The following is an 18,700-nucleotide window of genomic DNA, read 5'->3' on the forward strand; positions in this document are numbered from 1 at the left end:
CCCCGGCCATGTCCACGACGCGTCCGATCATCAATTGCCGTGTTCCGCCTTCTACCCCGGCGGACCAGCAACGTAACGCATCGGGACCGCCGGACGCTGATTACCACCACCTGCCAGTGGATCGACAAATCGGCCGGTCACCGTGGATGTCGGCGAGATCACAGCGGAGTGACGTACGCCCCGGTGATCCCGCCGTCGACCACGAACTGCGCGGCGGTCATGAAGGAGGCGTCGTCGCTGGCCAGGAACGCGACCGCTGCGGCGATCTCGGCCGGTTCGCCGAAGCGCCCCATCGGCACGTGCACCAGTCGCCGCGCGGCCCGTTCCGGGTCGGCCGCGAACAACTCGCGCAGCAGCGGCGTGGCCACCGGCCCGGGACAGAGCGCGTTGACCCGGATCCCGTCCCGGGCGAACTGCACCCCCAGCTCCCGGGTCAACGCCAGCACCCCGCCCTTGCTTGCGGTGTACGCGATCTGCGAGGTCGCCGCGCCCATCAGCGCGACGAAGGAGGCGGTGTTGATGATCGACCCACGGCCCTGCCGGCGCATGTGCGGGATGACGTACTTGCAGCAGAGGTAGACGCTTGTGGTGTTGACCCGCAGCACCCGCTCCCAGGCGTCCAGCCCGGTTTCCAGGATGGAGTCGTCGTCCGGCGGCGAGATGCCGGCGTTGTTGAACGTCACGTCCACCCGCCCGTACCGCTCGACCACCCCGTCGAAGAGGTTCCGCACCGCCGCCTCGTCGGCCACGTCGGCCGCAACGAAGCTGCCCGCCACCTCCTCGGCAGCCCGCTGACCGGCCTCGACGTCGATGTCCACGCAGACCACCCGGGCCCCCTCGGCGGCGAACCGGCGCACCGTGGCCAGCCCGATCCCGCTGCCCGCCCCGGTCACCACGGCGACCCGATCCTGCAACCGTCCCGGCATGCTCACTCCTCCGTGCTGGATTCCCCCGTGCCGACTTCATCCGTGCTGGATTCCTCCGTGCCGGAGCCATCCGTGCCGGAGCCATCCGTGCTGATGAACACGTTCTTGACGTCGGTGAACGCGTGCAGGGCGTCCGGGCCCAACTCCCGGCCCAGCCCGGAGCGCTTCATCCCGCCGAACGGGGTCCAGTAGCGCACCGAGGAGTGCGAGTTCACACTCAGGTTGCCCGCCTCCACCGCCCGGGCCACCCGCAGCGCCCGGCCCACGTCCCGGGTCCAGATCGAGCCGGAGAGGCCGTACTCGGTGTCGTTGGCCAGCCGGATCGCGTCGGCCTCGTCGTCGAACGGGAGCACCGAGACGACCGGGCCGAAGATCTCCTCCCGCCAGTGCCGGTCGGTCGGCGAGTCGGCGAGCAGCACCGTCGGGGCGTACCAGTAGCCGGGGCCGTCGGGGCGGGAGCCGGTGAAGGCGACGGACGCACCGTCGACGTAGCCGGCCACGCGGTCCCGGTGCCCCGCCGAGATCAGTGGACCCATCTCGGTGCGCTCGTCGGCCGGGTCACCCACCCGGAAGGCGCGCACCGCCGGTTCGAGCAGTTCGAGGAAGCGGTCGTAGACCGGGCGCTGGACCAGGAGCCGGGACCGGGCGCAGCAGTCCTGGCCGGCGTTGTCGAAGACGCCGTACGGCGCGCTGGCCGCCGCCCGCTCCAGGTCGGCGTCGGCGAAGACCAGGTTCGCCGACTTGCCGCCCAGTTCCAGGGTGAGCCGTTTCACCTGGGCCGCACAACCGGCCATGATCCCCGTACCGACCTCGGTGGAGCCGGTAAAAACGATCTTGCGTACGGCCGGGTGGGTGACGAACCGCTCGCCCACCACGTCGCCCCGGCCGGGCAGCACCGTGAACACGCCCTCGAGCAGTCCCGCCTCCAGCGCCAGTTCGGCCAGGCGGAGCGCGGTCAGCGGGGTCAGCTCGGCCGGCTTGAGCACCACCGTGTTGCCGGCGGCCAGGGCGGGCGCGAATCCCCAGGCGGCGATCGGCATCGGGAAGTTCCACGGCACGATCACCCCGACCACGCCGAGCGGCTCGTGGAAGGTGACGTCCAGCCCGCCCGGCACCGGGATCTGCCGCCCGGTCAGCCGCTCCGGCGCCCCCGCGTAGTAGTCCAGCACGTCCCGGACGTTGCCCGCCTCCCACCGCGCGTTGCCGATGGTGTGCCCCGCGTTGCGGACCTCCAGCCGCGCCAGCTCCTCCAGGTGCGCGTCAACCACCCCCGCGAACCGCCGCAACAACCGCCCCCGCTCCCCCGCCGCAACCCCCCGCCACCGCTCATAGGCAATCCCCGCCCGCGCAATCCCCGCATCAACCTCCTCAAGCGAACTCTCCGCAACCTCCCCCACCACGAGCCCGGTAGCCGGATCCCTCACCACTCCCACGCACACCCCTCCCTCTCCCTCGCGCCCTCCCTCGCGCCCCCGCCCCCGCCCCCGCCATCGCCCCGTCGATCTTGCACTTCCGGTCGGGACAAAAGCCACTCACCACCACAAACCAAAGACCGAAAGTGCAAGATCGCGGGAGAGTGGGGGAAGTGGGGGAAGTGGGGCTCAGAGGCGTTCGAAGCCACGGGTCAGTTCCCAGTCAGTGACGGCGGCGTCGAAGGCAGCCAACTCGACGCGGGCCATGTTCGCGTAGTGCGCCACCACCTCTTCGCCGAAGGCGGCGCGGGCCACCTCGGAGGACTGCCAGAGGGTGAGAGCGTCACGCAACGTGCCGGGGACCCGCTCGGCCGTCGGGTCGTCGTACGCGTTGCCGGTGCACTCCTCGCCCAACTCAAGCTCGTGCTCGATCCCGTGCACGGCGCCCGCCACCAGCGCCGCGATCGCCAGGTACGGGTTCACGTCCGCGCCCGGCACCCGGTTCTCCACCCGCATCCCCTGCCCGTGCCCCACCAGTCGCAGCGCGCAGGTGCGGTTGTCGGTGCCCCAGCGCAGCGCGGTCGGGGCGAACGAGTCCGGCTGGTAACGCTTGTAGGAGTTGATGTTCGGGGCGAACAGAAGGCTCAGCTCCCGCATGGTGGCGAGCAGCCCGGCGAGCACCCGCTGACCGGTGACGCTGAGCTGGGCCGGGCCGTCGCCGAGCATGGCCGAGCGGCCGGCGGCGTCCCGCAGCGAGAAATGGATGTGGCAGGAGTTGCCCTCCCGGTCGTTCGGCTTGGCCATGAAGGTGATCGACATGCCCTCCTGGGCGGCGATCTCCTTCGCCCCGTTCTTGTAGATCACGTGGTGGTCGGCGCAGGCCACCGCCTCGTCGTACCGGAAGGCGATCTCGTGCTGGCCGAGGTTGCACTCGCCCTTGGCGCTCTCCGGCGTCAACCCGGCGCCGGCCATCTCGGTGCGGATGCGGCGCAGCAGCGGCTCCACCCGGGCCGTGCCGAGCAGCGAATAATCCACGTTGTACTGGTTGGCCGGGGTCAGGCCGCGGTAACCCCGAGAGAACGCCTGCTCGTACGAGTCACGGAAGAGCACGAACTCCAACTCGGTCCCGGCGTACGCGGTCAGCCCGTGCCCGGCCAACCGGTCGAGCTGTCGGCGCAGGATCTGCCGGGGCGAGGCGGTCACCGCGCCACTGCCGTCCAGCCACTCCAGGTCGGCCAGGAGCAGCGCGGTGCCGGGCTGCCAGGGCACCCGGCGCAGCGTGTCGAAGTCCGGCCGCATCGCGAAATCGCCGTAGCCGCGTTCCCAGCTCGACATCGCGAACCCGTCGACGGTGTTCATGTCCACGTCGACGGCGAGCAGGTAGTTGCACCCCTCGCTGCCGTGCGCGACCACCTGGTCGAGGAAGTACGGCGCGTGGAACCGCTTGCCCTGCAACCGGCCCTGCATGTCGACCAGGGCCAACGCCACCGTGTCGATCTCGCCCTCGGCGACGGCGACCCGCAACTGTTCGAGCGTGAGCGGTGGTTTCCTCATCCGCCAGCCTCCATCACCAAGGTCTACCGGCCGAGCCGATCACCGTCAACAAGACGCTCCGCTCGTACCCCCTTCAGCTCCCCTCGCAAACCGCAGGGTCGAGATCCGGGTACGCGGGCGCCATCGGGTCGAGCCCGGCACCGTCATCGTGCCGGACCCGACCCGCCTCCTCACCGATCACGACGGGCAGCTGGAACCGGGATCAGCGGGGCATGCGGCGCAGGAACACGTCGATCACGCCGTTGGTGTCGCCTGGTACCAGGTTCGTGGCCGCCGAGGCGAAGGCGACGTGCCGGCCGTCCCGGGTGACCACCGCGTTGTAGCTGGAGTCGTTGCCCTCTCCACCGTCGACAGCCAGGCTGGCCCGGACGGTCGTGCCGGCGCGCAGGTCCCGTACGAACACGTCGGCCACGCCGTTGGTGTCGCCCGACACCAGGTTGGTGGCGTCGGAGCTGAAGGCGACGTGCCGGCCGTCAGCGCTCATCATCGGGCCGTAACTGCTGCCACCGCCGGCCTGCCCACCGGCGGCCGTCAAGCTGACCCGGCTGGTCGTGCCGGCGCGCAGGTCCCGTACGAACACGTCGGCCACGCCGTTGGTGTCACCCGACACCAGATTGGTGGCGTCGGAGGTGAACGCCACGAACCGGCCGTCCGCGCTCATCGTCGGGGAGACGGTGAGGGCGTTCGCCTGCCCGCCGGTGGTGGACACGTTGGCCCGCCGGAGGCTACCGGTACGCAGGTCGCGGACGAACACGTCGGCTACGCCGTTGGTGTCGCCGGACACCAGATTGGTGGCGTCGGAGGTGAACGCCACGAACCGGCCGTCGGCGCTGATCGCCGGTGCGTCGGAGGCTGCGTCGGCGTTCGTGCCGCTGACCCGGACGGTGGTACCGGCCTGCCGGTCCCGCAGGAAGATGTCGGCTACGCCGTTGGTGTCACCCGACACCACATTTGTAGCTTCGGAGACGAACGCCACGAACCGGCCGTCGGCGCTGATCGCCGGCGCGTAGCTTCGGGCATCGGCCTGGGCGTTGCCCTCGGTAAGCGTGACCCGGCTGGTGCGGCCCGTGCGGCGGTCGTGGATGAAGCCGTCGGAGGCCCCGTTGGTGTCGCCGGGCACCAGATTGGCGGCGTCGGAGGTGAACGAGACGTATCGGCCATCTGGGCTCAGGGAGTGGCCGTAGCTGGAACTCTCGCCCGCAACTCCCGCAGTCGACTGGCTGACGCGACTCGTGGTGCCGGTTCGGCGGTCGCGGATCAGCACGTCCCAGGTGTCGTTGGTGTCGTCCGGCATCAGGTTCGGCGAGGCAGAGGTGAAGGCGACGTACCGGCCGTCCGCACTCGCCCCGAAGGGTTCGCTGCGGTACTCGGCGGCCTGGCCGCCCGTGCTGTCCACACTGATCCGGGTGGTAGCTGGCGGTACGGCGGCGGAGGCGGCAGGCACGACGGCGAGGCCGCCGAGCACGGCGACGCCGGCAGCGGCGATGCCGATCCGACGGCGAGACCGTACGGTCCTGCGATGCGTGGTGGCGGGTGTCGCGAGTTGTGTCGTCATACCTGGTGGGTCTCGCGCTGGCGGGCAATTGTTCGCGCGGTCCGGTACCCGACACTGTCGACCTGCGGCAAGTTCCGCCTGAGTCACCGCCGATCACGACGTCGCACCCAACCGAGAAAGCGGTCGTACAGCTCCGGTACGTGCTCCGGGTTGAGCTGGGCGAGTTGATCGCGGGCCTCCACCATCAGCCCACTCAGATAGAGCAGCAGGGCGATCCGATCCTGCCGGTACTCGGCCAGCAGGCCCAACCGGGCCGGCTGACAGGGCCACTCCGCACCACAGTTGCGGCACCGCCAGAGCGGACGCATCGCGACATGTGGGATCACCCGCCGTCCCATCAGCGCACCCGCCGCACCCGGCACGCCGCGCCGTCCAGGGTTTTGAACAGGGGTACGAAGAGCGAACGCGAACGGAGAGACATGTCGACCTCCTCGACTGTGGAGGGGGTCGCCCCACACGGCCGAAGCAGGGCGACCCCGCGCAGAAGCCCACCCCACCGCCGATCCCGACAGAGCAAGCCCGCATAAGCCACACTTGCCGACAGTGATGGGATCAGTACACGACGTTCATCTATTCTCAGGGACGTCCAGGACATCCATTGCGGAGGCAGGATGAACCTTGCACTTCAAGCAGCCATGGCCGAGGCCGGCGAAACAGCCGAGAGTTTGGCAGCTCAGACCGGGGTGGATCCCAAGACAGCAGCGCGTTGGATCTCGCCAGGACGTATCCCTCAGCCTCGACGACGCGCAAAGGTGGCCGCACTCCTTGGCCGGGACGTTGGCGATCTATGGCCCGATGTCCTCAAGCGGCGCGAGCCGCAATGGCTCCGCGAGTGGGTCGACTGGGAACGCGAAGCAGTCGCCCTTCGCTGGTTCGAACACACTTGGATTCCCGGACTCCTGCAAACCGAGGCGTACGCGCGGGCCACACTCGCCGGCGAGGTGCTGGCGTCAAGCGATGTCGACGAACTCGTCGCGTCACGATTGGACCGGCAAGCCATCCTGCGCCGCGACCGGCCACCGATGTTCATCGCCGCGATCTTCGAGGGGGTGCTCTACCAGTCGGCCTACGGAAATCGCGAGCTGATGCGCGAGCAGGTCACACACCTGGCGACGTGCGCGGCGCTACCTGCGTTGCAGGTGCTTGTCGTACCAAAGGATGTCGGAATGTACCCGGGCCTCGGCGGCGGCTTCATCATCGCCGAACTGCCCGGCGGCGAGTACGTCGCCCACGCGGACAGTCAAGCGCGGGCTGAGATCATTACGAGGGCTGAGGAAGTTGCTACGCTCAGCCGAAGGTGGGAACGCATCAGGGGTGAGTGCCTCTCCCGAGCCCAATCCCTGGACTTGATCAGGAAAGCGGCAGAATCATGGACATGACCGTTGCGCAGTGGCGCAAGAGCACGAAGAGCGGCAACAACGGTGGGTCCTGTGTCGAGGTTGCCGACAACCTGCCCGGCGTCGTGCTGGTCCGCGACACCAAGGACCGGGACGGCGGCACCCTCCACCTCACCCCGGCGTCGTGGCAGTCCTTCGTCGACCTCGCCAAGCAGATCGGCCCCGTGGGCTGACCGCTGACCGTCGTGCCCGACGGAACGGGTCGGCGCCGCTGCGGCGGTTGGTAGGCGCTGGACGCTCGGCACGCCGAAAAAATCGTCAGACGCGACGAATAGCCTGCCGACATGGCGAACGCCGAGCTGGATGAGTTGATCGTCGAGGACGCCGAGGCGCTGCGCGCATGGTTGTCGGAGCACCATGCCACGTCTCCCGGCGTCTGGCTCGCGCTGACCAGGAAGGGCGGCACGGTCACCACGCTGACCTGGCAACAGGCGGTCGACGAGGCGCTCTGCTTCGGCTGGATCGACGGGCAGGCCCGTAAACGGGACCAGGAAAGTTCCTGGATCCGCTTCACCCCCCGCAGGCCCCGCAGCGCCTGGTCGCAACGGAACGTCAGTCATGTGGCCCGGCTGGAGGCAGCGGGGCGGATGCAGCCCTCCGGCCGCGCCGCGGTGGAGGCCGCGCAGGCGGACGGACGATGGGCTGCCGCCTACGCCCCGCCGTCGGAGGCCGAGATGCCGGCCGATCTCCTCGCCGCCATCGCCGCCGAACCCGCCGCGCAGGCCATGTTCGACGTACTCACCAAAACGAACCGTTTCGCTCTCATCCACCGTCTCAACGCGGTCAAACGGGCGCAGACCCGCGAACGAAAGATCGGCGAGTTCGTTGCCATGCTGGCCCGCCACGAGACGATCCACCCGCAGCGGGCCATGCCTCCCGCTTAGGTTTCAACGACTGCGGTAAACAGGCGCACTTTGCGCCACTGATTCGGATATCAATGCGAAAGGCAGGAAGAAGAATCTCCCTGCCACTCCTAACGTATATCGCACCCGGGGGCTTGCCGCAAGACCCGGGTGATGCCGCAGAATCTGCGGCCGAGGCCAGGGCCTGCGGAGATACAGATCCGCAGAGCACGCGCCGGACCGCGTGCGAGAGCTGGCCGAAATCAATGGGGGGCACGAATGTTCGACGTGATCATTGCCGGGGGCGGGCCGACCGGTCTGATGCTGGCCGGCGAGTTGCGGCTGCACGGCGTACGCACGCTTGTGTTGGAGAAGGAGACCGAGCCGACCTCGTTCGTCCGCGCGCTCGGCCTGCACGTACGCAGCATCGAGGTGCTTGACCAGCGCGGCCTGTTGGATCGGTTCCTCGCGCTCGGCCGGCGTTTTCCGGTAGGCGGTTTCTTCGCCGCCATCGACAAGCCCGCGCCCGACCGGCTGGACACCGCGCATCCCTACGTCCTGGGCATTCCGCAGCCGGTGACCGATCGGCTGCTGGCCGAGCGGGCCGCCGAGGTGGGCACGGAGATCCGGCGCGGCGGTGAAGTGGTCGGGCTCAGCCAGGACGAGGACGGGGTGACCGTCGAGTTGGCCGACGGCAGCCGGCTGACCGGCCGCTACCTGGTCGGCTGCGACGGTGGGCGGAGCACCGTGCGCAAACTGCTCGGGGTCGGTTTCCCCGGCGAGCCGAGCCGGGTCGAGACGCTACTGGGCGAGATGGAGGTGGGCGTACCGCCGGAGACGGTGGTCAGCGTGGTCACCGAGGTCCGCAAGACCCAGAAGCGGTTCGGGCTCGGGCCGATCGGCGACGGGGTGTACCGGGTCGTGGTGCCCGCCGAGGGGGTGGTCGCCGACCGCGCGGTCCCGCCGACCCTGGCGGAATTCAAAGAACAACTACGGGCGTACGCGGGCACCGACTTCGGCGTGCACTCACCGCGCTGGCTGTCCCGCTTCGGCGACGCCACCCGGCTGGCCGAGCGTTACCGCCTCGGCCGGGTGCTGCTGGCCGGCGACGCGGCGCACATCCACCCGCCGACCGGCGGGCAGGGCCTCAACCTCGGCATCCAGGACGCGTTCAACCTCGGCTGGAAGCTGGCCGCCGAGGTGGCCGGCTGGGCGCCGGAGGGGCTGCTGGACAGCTACCACACCGAACGGCACCCGGTCGCCTACGACGTGCTGAACAACACCCGCGCGCAGATGGAACTGCTCTCCACCGAGCCGGGTGCGCTGGCGATGCGTCGGCTGATCTCGGAGCTGATGGACTTCGATGAGGTTAACCGGTACCTGACCGAGAAGATCATTGCGATCGGGATCCGCTACGACTTCGGCGCGGGGCACGACCTGCTCGGCCGGCGGATGCGGGACATACGCCTCAAGCAGGGCCGCCTCTACGAGCTGACGCACGCCGGCCGCGGCCTGTTGCTCGACCAGACCGGCCGGCTCTCGGTCACCGGCTGGGCGGACCGGGTCGACCACGTGGTCGACGTCAGCGAGGAACTGGACGTGCCCGCCGTGCTGTTGCGGCCGGACGGCCACGTGGCCTGGGTCGGCGACGACCAGCGCGATCTGGTCACGCACCTGCCCCGCTGGTTCGGCACCGCCGCCTAGCTGTACTACCTGGGCAGTACACCTAGTCGCGTTGAGATCCCCGGATGAACTGCTCGACGGCCCGCTGCCCGAGGCCGTCGAGCAGTTCCGGTGGGACCAGGTTGCCGTTGATCAGCGTGGCGATGCCATGGATGGTCGCGAACAGCACGATCCCCACCTGCTGCGGGTCGCCGGTGGCAAGTACGCCCTGCTCCTGTCCCTGCACGATCAGATCGTTCAGCAGCCCGAAAGCCGCAGCGGCGGCGGCATCGGCCGCACCACCGCCCGCGCGCTCGCCGCCAAGGGTGCCCGCGTCGTCCTCGCCGTCCGCGACCTCGCCAAGGGACGGGCCGCCGCCGCGACCATGACCGGCGAGATTGTCGTACGGCGCCTCGACCTCGCCGAACTCGCCTCGGTGCGTACCTTCGCCGAGGAGTTCACCGAGCCGATCGACGTGCTGATCAACAACGCCGGCCTGATGATCCCGCCGCTCGGCCGCACCGCAGACGGCTTCGAGCTTCAGTTCGGCACCAACCACCTCGGGCACTTCGCGCTCACCAACCTGCTACTGCCCCGGATCCGGGGCCGAGTGGTCACGGTCTCCTCGAACGGGCACCGGACCGGCACGATCGACTTCGACGACCTCAACTGGGAGCGCAGGCCCTACCGGCCGTTCCGCGCGTACGCGCAGTCGAAGCTGGCGAACCTGCTCTTCACCGCCGAACTACAGCGCCGGCTCACCGAGGCCGCCGCACCGGTGCTCGCGACCGCCGCGCACCCCGGCCTGGCGACCACCAACCTGCTCGGACACCTCGACAACGAACCACTCCCGAAGCGCTTGGTCCACACGACCGCCGTCAACTGGTTCGCGCAGAGCGAGGAGGACGGCGCGCTTCCCACGCTCTACGCGGCAGTGGCCGACATCCCGGGCGGCAGCTACGCCGGTCCCGGCGGCTTCCTACAGGGACGCGGCGCACCGAAGCTCGTCGGCCGGTCCAGGGCCGCCCAGGATGACGACACCGCCCGACGCCTGTGGACGGTCTCCGAGAAACTCACCGGCGTGACATTCCCGCTGCCGGTCACACCCGCCCGGAGCCGGTGACGCCGAGCGGCGGCCAGGCAATTGCGTTGCCGGGCGCCGAGCGGCGGCCAGGCAATTGCGTTGCCGGACGCTTCGGCGTACCCCATCCTTGGGCTTGTGACCAGGCCCGATCGCGACGGGCCGACCCGGGCCCTCGGAACGGCCCGGCAGCCGCGGCGGCGCGGGGAACGTCACCTCTCTCTCGGGTACGGCGCTGCGCCCTACCCTGGCTTCACCCCGCGCCGCCCGGTGTCCCGTCAGCTCAGCAGCCGTTCGGATATGACCTCAGGTCAGCAGCCGTTCGGATATGACCTCAGGTCAGCAGCCGCCCGGTGTTACGTCAGGTCAGCACCAAGCCGGCCACCCAGAGCACGCCGATCATCACCCCGGAGAGGAACTCGATAAGCATGGACAGCCCGGCCGCGCCGACCGCCCGTCTGGTCGCCGGCCAGGCCAGCCGGGTGTCGCGCAACCGCGACCACTCCATCAGGAAGATGCCGCCGACGAACCCGATGACCAGCCCGACCACCGGGATGACGAAGAAGCCGACCAGGCCGAGCAGCGCACCGACGAGCAAGGTGGAGGTGGGCACCCCAGCCCGCTTCAGGTTGCGGCCCGGCCAGGCGTACTTCACCACGGTGCCACCCAGGGCGACCACGGTGGCCGCCGCGAGCACCAGCCAGCGCCCGGTGCCGGCCTCGCCGAACAACGCCCAGACGAGTACGCCGCCCCAGCACAACGGCAATGCCGGTAGGCCGGGCACCACCACCCCGGCCAACCCAGCGAGGATGGCCAAGGCGGTGATCACCGACACCAGCGCGCCGGTCTCTGTCAGGCTCACGTCGGCTCCCCATCCGATCGCTGTGAACTGTTAAAAGGGGGCCCTTCCTCTACCGCAGGCGTTAACAGGGGGCCCTTCCTTACCCGCCGTCCAGGCGGGTGAAGATGGTGTTGGCGGGTGCCGGCGGGCCGAATAGGCGGCCCTGTGCGGTGTCGCAGCGTAGCGCCCGCAGCCGCTCGGCCTGTGCCTCGGTCTCCACCCCCTCGGCGGTGACCCAGAGTTCCAACGCGTGCGCCAGCCGCACCAGCGCGTCCACGATCCGCTCGTCCCGGTGGTCGGCGGTGTCCGGCAGGTCGCCCCGGATGCCCTCGACGAAGGGCGCGGCCAGCTTCAGGCAGGTGATCGGCAGCCGGCGCAGGTACGCGAGGTTCGAGTAGCCGGTGCCGAAGTCGTCGATCGCCAGCCGTACGCCGAGGGACGCGAGCCGGTAAAGCGTCCGCAGCGGCTCACCGGCAGAGCCCATCACCGCGCTCTCGGTCAACTCCAGTTGCAGCAGCTCAGCCGGCAGTCCGCTACTGGCCAGGGCGTCGGCCACGGTGTCCACGATCGCCGGGGCGTCGGCCTGACGGGCGGCCAGGTTCACGCTGACCACCAGCCGGGCGTCGGGAAACTCGGCGTGCCAGCGCTGGGCGTCCCGGCAGGCCTGCCGCAGCACCCAGGCACCCAGCCGGACGATCAGGCCGGTCTCCTCGGCCAGCCCGATGAACCGGTCCGGGCCGAGCAGTCCCAGCTCCGGATGTTGCCAGCGGACCAGTGCCTCGACCGCAAGCATCCGTCCGTCCAACAGCGACACGATCGGCTGGTAGTGCAGCACGAACTCGCCCCGCTCCAGCGCCATTGGCAGCCCGGCGACCAGAGCCGACCGGGCGATGTCCCGGGCGGTACGCTCCGGGTCGTAGACCGCCCACCGGCCCCGACCCTCGGCCTTGGCCCAGTACAGCGTGGTGTCCGCGGCCTTCATCAGCTCGGCGACGCTGGTGCCGACGTCCGCGGAGTCGACGATGCCGATGCTGGCCGAGACCATGAGCTGCTGTTCGCCGACGAACACCGGAGCGGAGACCACGGCCAGCGCCGCCTCGGCCACCGCGATCACGCCGTCGACAACGGCGGCACCGTCGACCAGGATGACGAACTCGTCGCCGCCCATCCGGGCGACCAGGTAGCCCTGCTCCGCCACGCAGCCGGCGAGCCGCCGGGCGATCGTCACGAGCAGCCGGTCGCCGAGGTCGTGACCGAGGCTGTCGTTGATCGCCTTGAACCCGTCGAGATCGAGGAAGCAGAGCCCGACCCGGCCCGCCGAGTCCAGCAGGCCGCTCAGCTTCTCGAAGAAGAGCGTCCGGTTGGGCAGGTCGGTGAGCGGGTCGTGCAGCGCCTGGAAACGCAGTCGGCGCTGGAGTTCGTACCGCTCGGTGATGTCCTCCACCATGGCGACGGTGAACCGGGGTCGACCGTCGTCGTGCCGGATCAGGGAGGCCGCCAGGTCCGTCCAGACGGCGCTGCCGTCCTTGCGGTAGTAGCGCTTCTCGACCCGTACGCTGTCGTGCTTGCCCTCGATCAGCCCCCGGTACAGCTCTGCCATTCCGGGGGCGTCGTCGGGGTGGAGCAGCGCCGCGACGTTGAGCTGCCGCAACTCCTCGACCGAATAGCCGAGCATGTCGGCGAAGGGCTGGTTGACGTCGATGATGGTGCCGTCGACGTCGGCGATGCCGATGCCGATCGCCGCTCCCCGGAAGACCGCCCGGAACCGGGCCTCGCTGTCCCGCAACGCCTGTTCGACGGCGTCCCGGGCCTGCCAGGCGGAGCGGGCGATCCGCTCCTGCTGGGCGAGCGTGCGGTCACGCAGGGCCCGGGCGAAGCCGGCGGCCAGACCACCCTGCGCGGTGGCGATCCGCTCCCCGAGCCCGGACAGGGCGCCGAGGACCTGGGCCGGGAGGCGGTCGGCGAGGGCGCGTACCGACCACTCGATCACGCCCGGCTCGGTCAGGTTCGCCTCGACCAGGGCCCGACCGACCTCTGCCGCCACCGCCGGCACCGCCTCGCCGGTGAGCAGGGCCTCGGCCAGCCGCAGGGTGTGCGCCAGCAGCAACCGCTCGGTCTCGGCCGCGCTCAGCGGCACGAAACCGATCCGGCGTACGGCCCTGGTCCACTCGGCCGCGTAACGCTCGGCGCCGGTGCGGTCGACGGCGTTTCCGCCGACGGCGTCGACCCCGGCCATCGGTCAGTCCGCAGGCCGGTCGTTGCGGGCCACGCCGCCGAAGGCGCCGAACCGCTGCGCGTCGGCGGCGACCTCGGACGGCGAGTCCGGACGCCACAGCTCCATGTGCACCACTCCCGGTTCGAGGATCGTCCAGTCGCCGAAGAAACCGGTGATCTCGGCGCGGGAGCGGAGGCTGATCTCGGTGGCGGTACGCGCCGACAACCGCTGCGCGTCAAGCATCTCCTGCGGCTGGTCCTCGAAGGTGGAGTGGGAGATGACCAGATGACTGCCGGGCGCGGCGGCGGCCCGCAGCGTCGCCAGGATCTCGCCGGGCCGATCGGCGTCCGGGACGAAGTGGACCACACCGGCCAGCAGGATGCCCAGCGGCCGGTCGAAGTCGATCAGCTCCAGCCGGCGCGCCTCGGCCAGGATCCGCTCCGGGTCACGCAGGTCGGCGTGGACGACGCCGGTCAGCTCGTTGCCGGCCAGCAGTTCCCGGCTGTGCGCCACCGCCACCGGGTCGATGTCGACGTAGACCACCCGGGCCTTCGGGTTCGCGGCCTGGGCGACCTCGTGCACGTTGCCGACCGTGGGGATGCCCGAGCCGATGTCCAGGTACTGGTCGACGCCGGCATCGAGCAGCGCCCGTACCGCCCGGCGCAGGAACTCCCGCCCGGCCCGCATGGTGGCCGGCAGGTTCGGCGTCATGGCCGCGATCTGCTCGGCCAACTGCCGGTCGATCTCGAAGTTGTGGGCACCGCCGAGGAAGTAGTCGTACACCCGGGCCGCGCTGGGCCGGGAGAGGTCGATCCTGGTGGGCAGCCCGTCCGGCATCTGCACTGGTACACCCCAAGTCGTCGCCGCGGATCGTGTGACGCTGACCACTCTAGGCCGGTGCGTCACGCGACGGGAGATCCAGGTGCTGCTCTACCGCTCGTCCGGGCGGCCCAGCCGGTCAGGCGGCCTCCAGCAGCAGCGAGATGCCCTGCCCGACTCCGACGCACATGGTCGCCAGCGCCCGCCGGCCACCCCGGCGACGCAGCTCCAGGGCGGCGGTGAGCGCGAGCCGGGCACCGCTGGCCCCGAGCGGATGCCCCAGGGCGATGGCGCCACCGTTCGGGTTGACGTGCTCGGCGTCGGCGGGCAGGCCCAGCTCCCGCAGCACCGCGACGGACTGGGCGGCGAACGCCTCGTTCAGCTCGATCACGTCGAGGTCGGCCAGCGTGAGCCCCTGCCGGTCGAGCAGCCGCCGGGTCGCCGGCACCGGACCGATGCCCATGATCCGGGGCGGTACGCCGGCGGTCGCCGCGCCGCTGACCCGGGCCAGTGGGCTGAGCCCGTACGCCGCGACCGCCGCCTCCGAGGCGACCAGCAGCGCCACCGCGCCGTCGTTGACGCCGGAGGAGTTCCCGGCGGTCACCGTGCCACCGTCGCGGAACGGCGTGGGCAGCGCGGCGAGCTTCTCCAGGGAGGTCTGGCGGGGGTGTTCGTCGACCTCGACCAGCCGCGTCTCGCGCCGGCCCGCCGGCACGGTCACCGGCACGATCTCCTCGGCCAGCCGGCCGTCGGCCTGCGCCTTGGCGGCCCGCAGCTGCGAACGGTACGCGAACTCGTCCTGGGTGAGCCGGTCGACGCCGTACTCCGTTGCGACGTTCTCCGCCGTCTCCGGCATCGAGTCGATGCCCCAGCCGCGCTCCATCAGCGGGTTGACCAGCCGCCAGCCGATCGTGGTGTCGTACATCTCGGCGGCCCGGGAGAACGCGCTGGTCGCCTTCGGCAGGACGAACGGCGCCCGGCTCATGCTCTCCACGCCGCCGGCCACGATCAGGTCCGCCTCGCCGGCGACGATCGCCCGGGCGGCGGTGGCCAGCGCGTCGAGGCCGGAGCCGCAGAGCCGGTTGACCGTGCTGCCGGAGACCTCCTCGGGCAGCCCGCCGAGCAGCGCCGCCATCCGGGCCACGTTGCGGTTGTCCTCGCCAGCCTGGTTGGCGCAGCCGAGAATCACGTCGTCGGTACGCGACCAGTCCACGGACGGATGGCGGGCGGCCAGCTCGCGGATGACGTGCGCGGCCAGGTCGTCGGGGCGTACGCCGGCGAGCGCGCCCGCGTACCGGCCGATCGGGGTGCGGACACCGGCCACCAGGTATGCCACGGTCATCGCGAGTCCTTCGGGGGTGGGAAGGGCAGGGGCGACGGCGCGTCCACCGGGTAGCCGGGGACGTCCGGCGGCCAGGATATCGCCGGAAGATCGGAGATAGGTTATCGGCATGGCAGGAGCCCAGTTCAGCGCGGAGACCAGCGACGCCGGAGCCTTCGTCCGGCAACCCAACCGGTTCACCGGGCGGGTCACCCCGCACTCCACCTCACCGCCCGGCGGTGGGCCGGACGAGCAGGACCGCTGGCCGCTGGAGCCGGGGCGCTACCGGCTGATCTGGTGTCGGGCCTGCCCGTGGGCGCACCGGGCACTTATCGTCCGCAACCTGCTCGGGCTCCAGGACGCCATCTCGTTGGGCACCGTCGACCCGATCCGCGACGAGCGCGGCTGGCGGTTCACCCTCGACCCGGACGGCTTCGACCCGGTGCTGGGCATCGGCTTCCTCTCCGAGGCGTACCTGGCCACCGATCCCGACTACGCCGGCCGGGTCACCGTGCCCGCGCTTGTGGACACGCTCACCGGGCGGGTGGTGACAAACGACTATCCGCAGCTCACCCTGGACCTGTCCACCGAGTGGCGGCGGCTGCACGCCCCGGGTGCCCCGGACCTCTACCCGGTCGAGCTGCGTCCGGAGTTGGACGCGCTGATGGCCGAGATCCACCGCGACGTCAACAACGGCGTCTACCGGTGCGGGTTCGCCACCTCGCAGCGGGCGTACGACGAGGCGTACACGGCGCTCTTCGCCCGGTTGGACACCCTGTCGCAGCGGCTGACCGACCGGCGTTACCTGATGGGCGACACCATCACCGAGGCGGACGTGCGGTTCTTCACCACCCTGGTCCGCTTCGACGTGGCGTACCACGGTCACTTCAAGTGCAACCGGAGCAAGCTGACCGAGATGCCGGTGCTCTGGGCGTACGCGCGGGACCTGTTCCAGACCGCCGGCTTCGGCGAGACGGTCGACTTCGACCACATCAAGCGGCACTACTACGCCACCCATGGCGAGATCAACCCGACCGGGATCGTGCCGCTCGGCCCGGACCTGCACGGCTGGACGACACCCCACGGGCGTGGCTGACGACAGCGCCATCGCGTCGCGGGTCACCGCCGCCGGCGCGACGCTCGGTGTGCTCGTCGGCGCGACTCTGGTGACGCTCGCCGTGGTCGCTGGTCCGGGACCGGGCCTTACCGGGTACGTCAGCGAGGCCGGTGTCGCCGACAGCGGGTACGCCTGGACGTACCGGATCGGGGTCTTCGCCCTGGCTGCGGCGTTGCTGCTGCTCGCCGCCGCGCTGCACCCCAGCAGCGGCCGGCGCGGCCCTGCGGTGCGGCGCGGCCCGGCGGTGCGGCGCGGCACTCCGGCCCGGCGCGGCCCGGCGGTCTGGCGCGGCAGGGGCGGGTGGCGCGGCGACACGGGGTTGCGGGTCGCGGCGGCGTTGCTCGTCGCGGGTGGCCTGGCCACCGGCCTGTCCGGCGCGGTGACGTGCAGTGCCGGCTGCCCGCTGCCGCCGTTCGAGCGGGCCACCGTGGCAGACCTGGTGCACGGTGCGGCGAGCATCGCGGCGACGGCCGCCGTAGTCTTCGCCATGATCGCGATCGTCCTGGCCCCGGCGGCCGGGCGCGCCCTGCGCCGGATCGCCGCGATCGCGACGCTTGTGGCCCTGCCGCTGGCCGGCACGGTCGGCCTCGCCATGCTCTTCATCGGCCGAGGTTCGCTGGTCGGCGTGCTGGAGCGGCTGCTGCTCGCGGTGGCGGTCGGCTGGGGTCTGGTCACCGCCGCCACCCTGGCCCGCAGCCGTCGACCCGACTGACCCGTAAGGACTGTCATCGATATCACTCGTTACGGGCATCGTCTGTGGCGTACCGGTCGGGAGAGGATGTGGCAATGAGTTCGTTGTTCACGCCGCTGGCGCTGCGCACGGTCACCCTGCCCAACCGGATCGCCCTGGCACCGATGTGCCAGTACAGTGCCGGTCCCGACGGCCTGCCCACCGACTGGCACCTGGTGCACCTCGGCGCCCGCGCCATCGGCGGCGCCGGGCTGGTGATGACCGAGGCGACCGCGGTACTGCCGGAGGGTCGGATCAGCCCGCAGGACACCGGGCTCTGGTCCGGCCGGCACGTCGACGCCTGGCGTCCGGTGACCCGGTTCCTGGCCGCGCACGGCGCGGTGCCGACCGTGCAGCTCGCGCACGCCGGATTCAAGGCCTCGACGTACCGGCCGTGGGACCCGCGCCGGGGCGGCGTGCCCGATGCCGAGGGTGGCTGGGTGCCGGTCGGCCCCACCGACGATCCGTTCGTGCCGGAGTACCGGGTGCCGACCGCCCTGGACGAGGCGGGGATCGCCGCAGTCGTCGAGGCGTTCGGGGCGGCGGCCGGCCGGGCGGTGGACGCCGGGTTCGCCGCCGTGGAGGTGCACGCCGCGCACGGTTACCTGCTGCACGAGTTCCTGTCGCCGCTGACCAACCACCGTAAGGACGGCTGGGGCGGGGACCGGGCCGGCCGGATGCGGCTCACCCTGGAGGTCGCCCGCACGGTACGCGCCGCCGTCGGCGCCGACGTGCCGGTGCTGGCCCGGATCTCCGCCACCGACTGGGTGCCGGGCGGCTGGACGGTCGAGGACAGCGTCGCGCTCGCCACCGAACTCGCCGCCGCCGGGGTGGACCTGGTCGACTGCTCCTCGGGTGGGGCGACGCCGAACGCCAGCGTCCCGGTGGGTCGTGGCTACCAGGTGCCGCTGGCCGCCCAGGTACGCCGCGAGGCGCGGGTCGCCACCGGCGCGGTCGGCCTGATCGTCGAGCCGGAGCAGGCCGAGGCGATCATCGCCGAGGGCGAGGCCGACCTGGTGCTGCTCGGCCGGGAACTGCTGCGCAACCCGTACTGGCCGCAGCAGGCCGCGGCGAAGCTCGGTGCCGACGCCCGCTGGCCCGACCAGTACCTGCGGGCGGTCTGAGGCCACCGGCTGCCGACCCGCCAACGCGGCGGTCCGGCAGCCCAACGGCCCGGTGAGCCCGGCAGCCCAACGGCCCGGTGAGCCCGGCAGCCCAACGGCCCGGT

At 71.1% G+C, this 18,700-nt stretch carries 18 protein-coding genes; 8 read left to right on the forward strand and 10 right to left on the reverse strand.

The features are described 5' to 3' along the window. Positions 1 to 158: 158 nt before the first annotated feature. From AC507J_RS26415 to AC507J_RS26435, 5 genes are all read right to left on the reverse strand, one after another. Positions 159 to 926, reverse strand: a complete 768-nt coding sequence (locus tag AC507J_RS26415) for a 3-oxoacyl-ACP reductase (protein ID WP_496292130.1) — start codon at positions 924 to 926, stop codon at positions 159 to 161. A 2-nt stretch (positions 927 to 928) separates the two neighbouring features. Beyond that, positions 929 to 2,359: an aldehyde dehydrogenase family protein gene (locus AC507J_RS26420; protein WP_496292133.1), complete on the reverse strand. Its 1,431-nt coding sequence runs from the start codon at positions 2,357 to 2,359 to the stop codon at positions 929 to 931. Positions 2,360 to 2,527: 168 nt separating this feature from the next. Further along, the gene (locus AC507J_RS26425) at positions 2,528 to 3,892 is read right to left on the reverse strand and encodes a glutamine synthetase family protein (RefSeq protein WP_496292135.1); all 1,365 of its coding nucleotides are present in this window, start codon (positions 3,890 to 3,892) and stop codon (positions 2,528 to 2,530) included. Between the two features lie 202 nt (positions 3,893 to 4,094). Continuing rightward, entirely contained in the window at positions 4,095 to 5,447 is a 1,353-nt protein-coding gene (locus AC507J_RS26430; RefSeq protein WP_496292137.1) for a TolB family protein, read from the reverse strand. A gap of 83 nt (positions 5,448 to 5,530) precedes the next feature. After that, a complete protein-coding gene (locus AC507J_RS26435; protein WP_496292139.1) occupies positions 5,531 to 5,785 on the reverse strand; it encodes a flavin reductase in 255 nt (84 codons plus the stop codon). Positions 5,786 to 6,058: 273 nt separating this feature from the next. Here AC507J_RS26435 and AC507J_RS26440 point away from each other — a divergent pair, with 273 nt between their 5' ends. The 4 genes from AC507J_RS26440 to rox all read left to right on the forward strand — a co-directional run bounded on the left by AC507J_RS26440 (position 6,059) and on the right by rox (position 9,390). Next, a complete protein-coding gene (locus AC507J_RS26440) occupies positions 6,059 to 6,826 on the forward strand; it encodes a DUF5753 domain-containing protein (RefSeq protein WP_496292141.1) in 768 nt (255 codons plus the stop codon). Further along, positions 6,823 to 7,017: a DUF397 domain-containing protein gene (locus AC507J_RS26445; protein ID WP_496292143.1), complete on the forward strand. Its 195-nt coding sequence runs from the start codon at positions 6,823 to 6,825 to the stop codon at positions 7,015 to 7,017. The genes AC507J_RS26440 and AC507J_RS26445 overlap by 4 nt, the downstream gene beginning before the upstream one ends. Before the next feature lie 111 nt (positions 7,018 to 7,128). Further along, positions 7,129 to 7,728 carry a YdeI/OmpD-associated family protein gene (locus AC507J_RS26450; RefSeq protein WP_496292144.1) on the forward strand — a complete coding sequence of 200 codons (600 nt, stop codon included), beginning with the start codon at positions 7,129 to 7,131 and terminating at the stop codon, positions 7,726 to 7,728. A 237-nt stretch (positions 7,729 to 7,965) separates the two neighbouring features. Next, on the forward strand, positions 7,966 to 9,390 hold the full coding sequence (gene rox / locus AC507J_RS26455) for a rifampin monooxygenase (RefSeq protein ID WP_496292146.1): 1,425 nt from the start codon (positions 7,966 to 7,968) through the stop codon (positions 9,388 to 9,390). A 22-nt stretch (positions 9,391 to 9,412) separates the two neighbouring features. On the opposite strand, the gene AC507J_RS26460 is transcribed toward rox, so the two are convergent. Beyond that, complete coding sequence (locus AC507J_RS26460; protein ID WP_496292148.1) at positions 9,413 to 9,538, reverse strand: hypothetical protein; 126 nt, start codon at positions 9,536 to 9,538, stop codon at positions 9,413 to 9,415. Between AC507J_RS26460 and AC507J_RS26465 the strand changes: the two genes are divergently transcribed. Next, positions 9,518 to 10,471, forward strand: coding sequence for an oxidoreductase (locus AC507J_RS26465; protein ID WP_496292150.1), 954 nt, complete (start codon positions 9,518 to 9,520; stop codon positions 10,469 to 10,471). The two genes, AC507J_RS26460 and AC507J_RS26465, sit on opposite strands and share 21 nt — an antisense overlap. A gap of 319 nt (positions 10,472 to 10,790) precedes the next feature. On the opposite strand, the gene AC507J_RS26470 is transcribed toward AC507J_RS26465, so the two are convergent. The 4 genes from AC507J_RS26470 to pcaF all read right to left on the reverse strand — a co-directional run bounded on the left by AC507J_RS26470 (position 10,791) and on the right by pcaF (position 15,646). Beyond that, complete coding sequence (locus tag AC507J_RS26470) at positions 10,791 to 11,291, reverse strand: DUF456 domain-containing protein (protein WP_496292152.1); 501 nt, start codon at positions 11,289 to 11,291, stop codon at positions 10,791 to 10,793. Positions 11,292 to 11,370: 79 nt separating this feature from the next. Beyond that, positions 11,371 to 13,506, reverse strand: a complete 2,136-nt coding sequence (locus AC507J_RS26475; protein ID WP_496292154.1) for a putative bifunctional diguanylate cyclase/phosphodiesterase — start codon at positions 13,504 to 13,506, stop codon at positions 11,371 to 11,373. Between the two features lie 3 nt (positions 13,507 to 13,509). After that, complete coding sequence (locus AC507J_RS26480) at positions 13,510 to 14,328, reverse strand: SAM-dependent methyltransferase (RefSeq protein WP_496292156.1); 819 nt, start codon at positions 14,326 to 14,328, stop codon at positions 13,510 to 13,512. Positions 14,329 to 14,443: 115 nt separating this feature from the next. Then, positions 14,444 to 15,646 (reverse strand): 3-oxoadipyl-CoA thiolase, encoded by a 1,203-nt coding sequence (gene pcaF, locus AC507J_RS26485; RefSeq protein WP_496292158.1) that lies wholly within the window; start codon positions 15,644 to 15,646, stop codon positions 14,444 to 14,446. Positions 15,647 to 15,755: 109 nt separating this feature from the next. Here pcaF and AC507J_RS26490 point away from each other — a divergent pair, with 109 nt between their 5' ends. The 3 genes from AC507J_RS26490 (at position 15,756) to AC507J_RS26500 (ending at position 18,596) form a co-directional block, all read left to right on the forward strand. Beyond that, on the forward strand, positions 15,756 to 16,721 hold the full coding sequence (locus AC507J_RS26490) for a glutathione S-transferase family protein (RefSeq protein WP_496292160.1): 966 nt from the start codon (positions 15,756 to 15,758) through the stop codon (positions 16,719 to 16,721). Next, positions 16,714 to 17,454, forward strand: a complete 741-nt coding sequence (locus tag AC507J_RS26495) for a DUF998 domain-containing protein (RefSeq protein ID WP_496292162.1) — start codon at positions 16,714 to 16,716, stop codon at positions 17,452 to 17,454. Before AC507J_RS26490 ends, AC507J_RS26495 begins: the two co-directional genes overlap by 8 nt. A gap of 74 nt (positions 17,455 to 17,528) precedes the next feature. Next, on the forward strand, positions 17,529 to 18,596 hold the full coding sequence (locus AC507J_RS26500) for an NADH:flavin oxidoreductase/NADH oxidase (RefSeq protein ID WP_496292164.1): 1,068 nt from the start codon (positions 17,529 to 17,531) through the stop codon (positions 18,594 to 18,596). Positions 18,597 to 18,700: the final 104 nt, after the last annotated feature.

The sequence above is a fragment of the Micromonospora sp. PRAS1 genome (assembly GCF_059553435.1).

What these genes read in the sequence shown, in the direction of transcription:
- AC507J_RS26500 (WP_496292164.1), top strand. Translation starts at nt 17,529, where the DNA reads ATGAGTTCGTTGTTCACGCCGCTGGCGCTGCGCACGGTCACCCTGCCC.
- AC507J_RS26445 (WP_496292143.1), top strand. Translation starts at nt 6,823, where the DNA reads ATGACCGTTGCGCAGTGGCGCAAGAGCACGAAGAGCGGCAACAACGGT.
- AC507J_RS26415 (WP_496292130.1), bottom strand. Translation starts at nt 926, where the DNA reads ATGCCGGGACGGTTGCAGGATCGGGTCGCCGTGGTGACCGGGGCGGGC.
- AC507J_RS26440 (WP_496292141.1), top strand. Translation starts at nt 6,059, where the DNA reads ATGAACCTTGCACTTCAAGCAGCCATGGCCGAGGCCGGCGAAACAGCC.
- AC507J_RS26490 (WP_496292160.1), top strand. Translation starts at nt 15,756, where the DNA reads ATGGCAGGAGCCCAGTTCAGCGCGGAGACCAGCGACGCCGGAGCCTTC.
- AC507J_RS26450 (WP_496292144.1), top strand. Translation starts at nt 7,129, where the DNA reads ATGGCGAACGCCGAGCTGGATGAGTTGATCGTCGAGGACGCCGAGGCG.
- AC507J_RS26430 (WP_496292137.1), bottom strand. Translation starts at nt 5,447, where the DNA reads ATGACGACACAACTCGCGACACCCGCCACCACGCATCGCAGGACCGTA.
- rox (WP_496292146.1), top strand. Translation starts at nt 7,966, where the DNA reads ATGTTCGACGTGATCATTGCCGGGGGCGGGCCGACCGGTCTGATGCTG.
- AC507J_RS26465 (WP_496292150.1), top strand. Translation starts at nt 9,518, where the DNA reads ATGGATGGTCGCGAACAGCACGATCCCCACCTGCTGCGGGTCGCCGGT.
- pcaF (WP_496292158.1), bottom strand. Translation starts at nt 15,646, where the DNA reads ATGACCGTGGCATACCTGGTGGCCGGTGTCCGCACCCCGATCGGCCGG.
- AC507J_RS26435 (WP_496292139.1), bottom strand. Translation starts at nt 5,785, where the DNA reads ATGGGACGGCGGGTGATCCCACATGTCGCGATGCGTCCGCTCTGGCGG.
- AC507J_RS26425 (WP_496292135.1), bottom strand. Translation starts at nt 3,892, where the DNA reads ATGAGGAAACCACCGCTCACGCTCGAACAGTTGCGGGTCGCCGTCGCC.
- AC507J_RS26475 (WP_496292154.1), bottom strand. Translation starts at nt 13,506, where the DNA reads ATGGCCGGGGTCGACGCCGTCGGCGGAAACGCCGTCGACCGCACCGGC.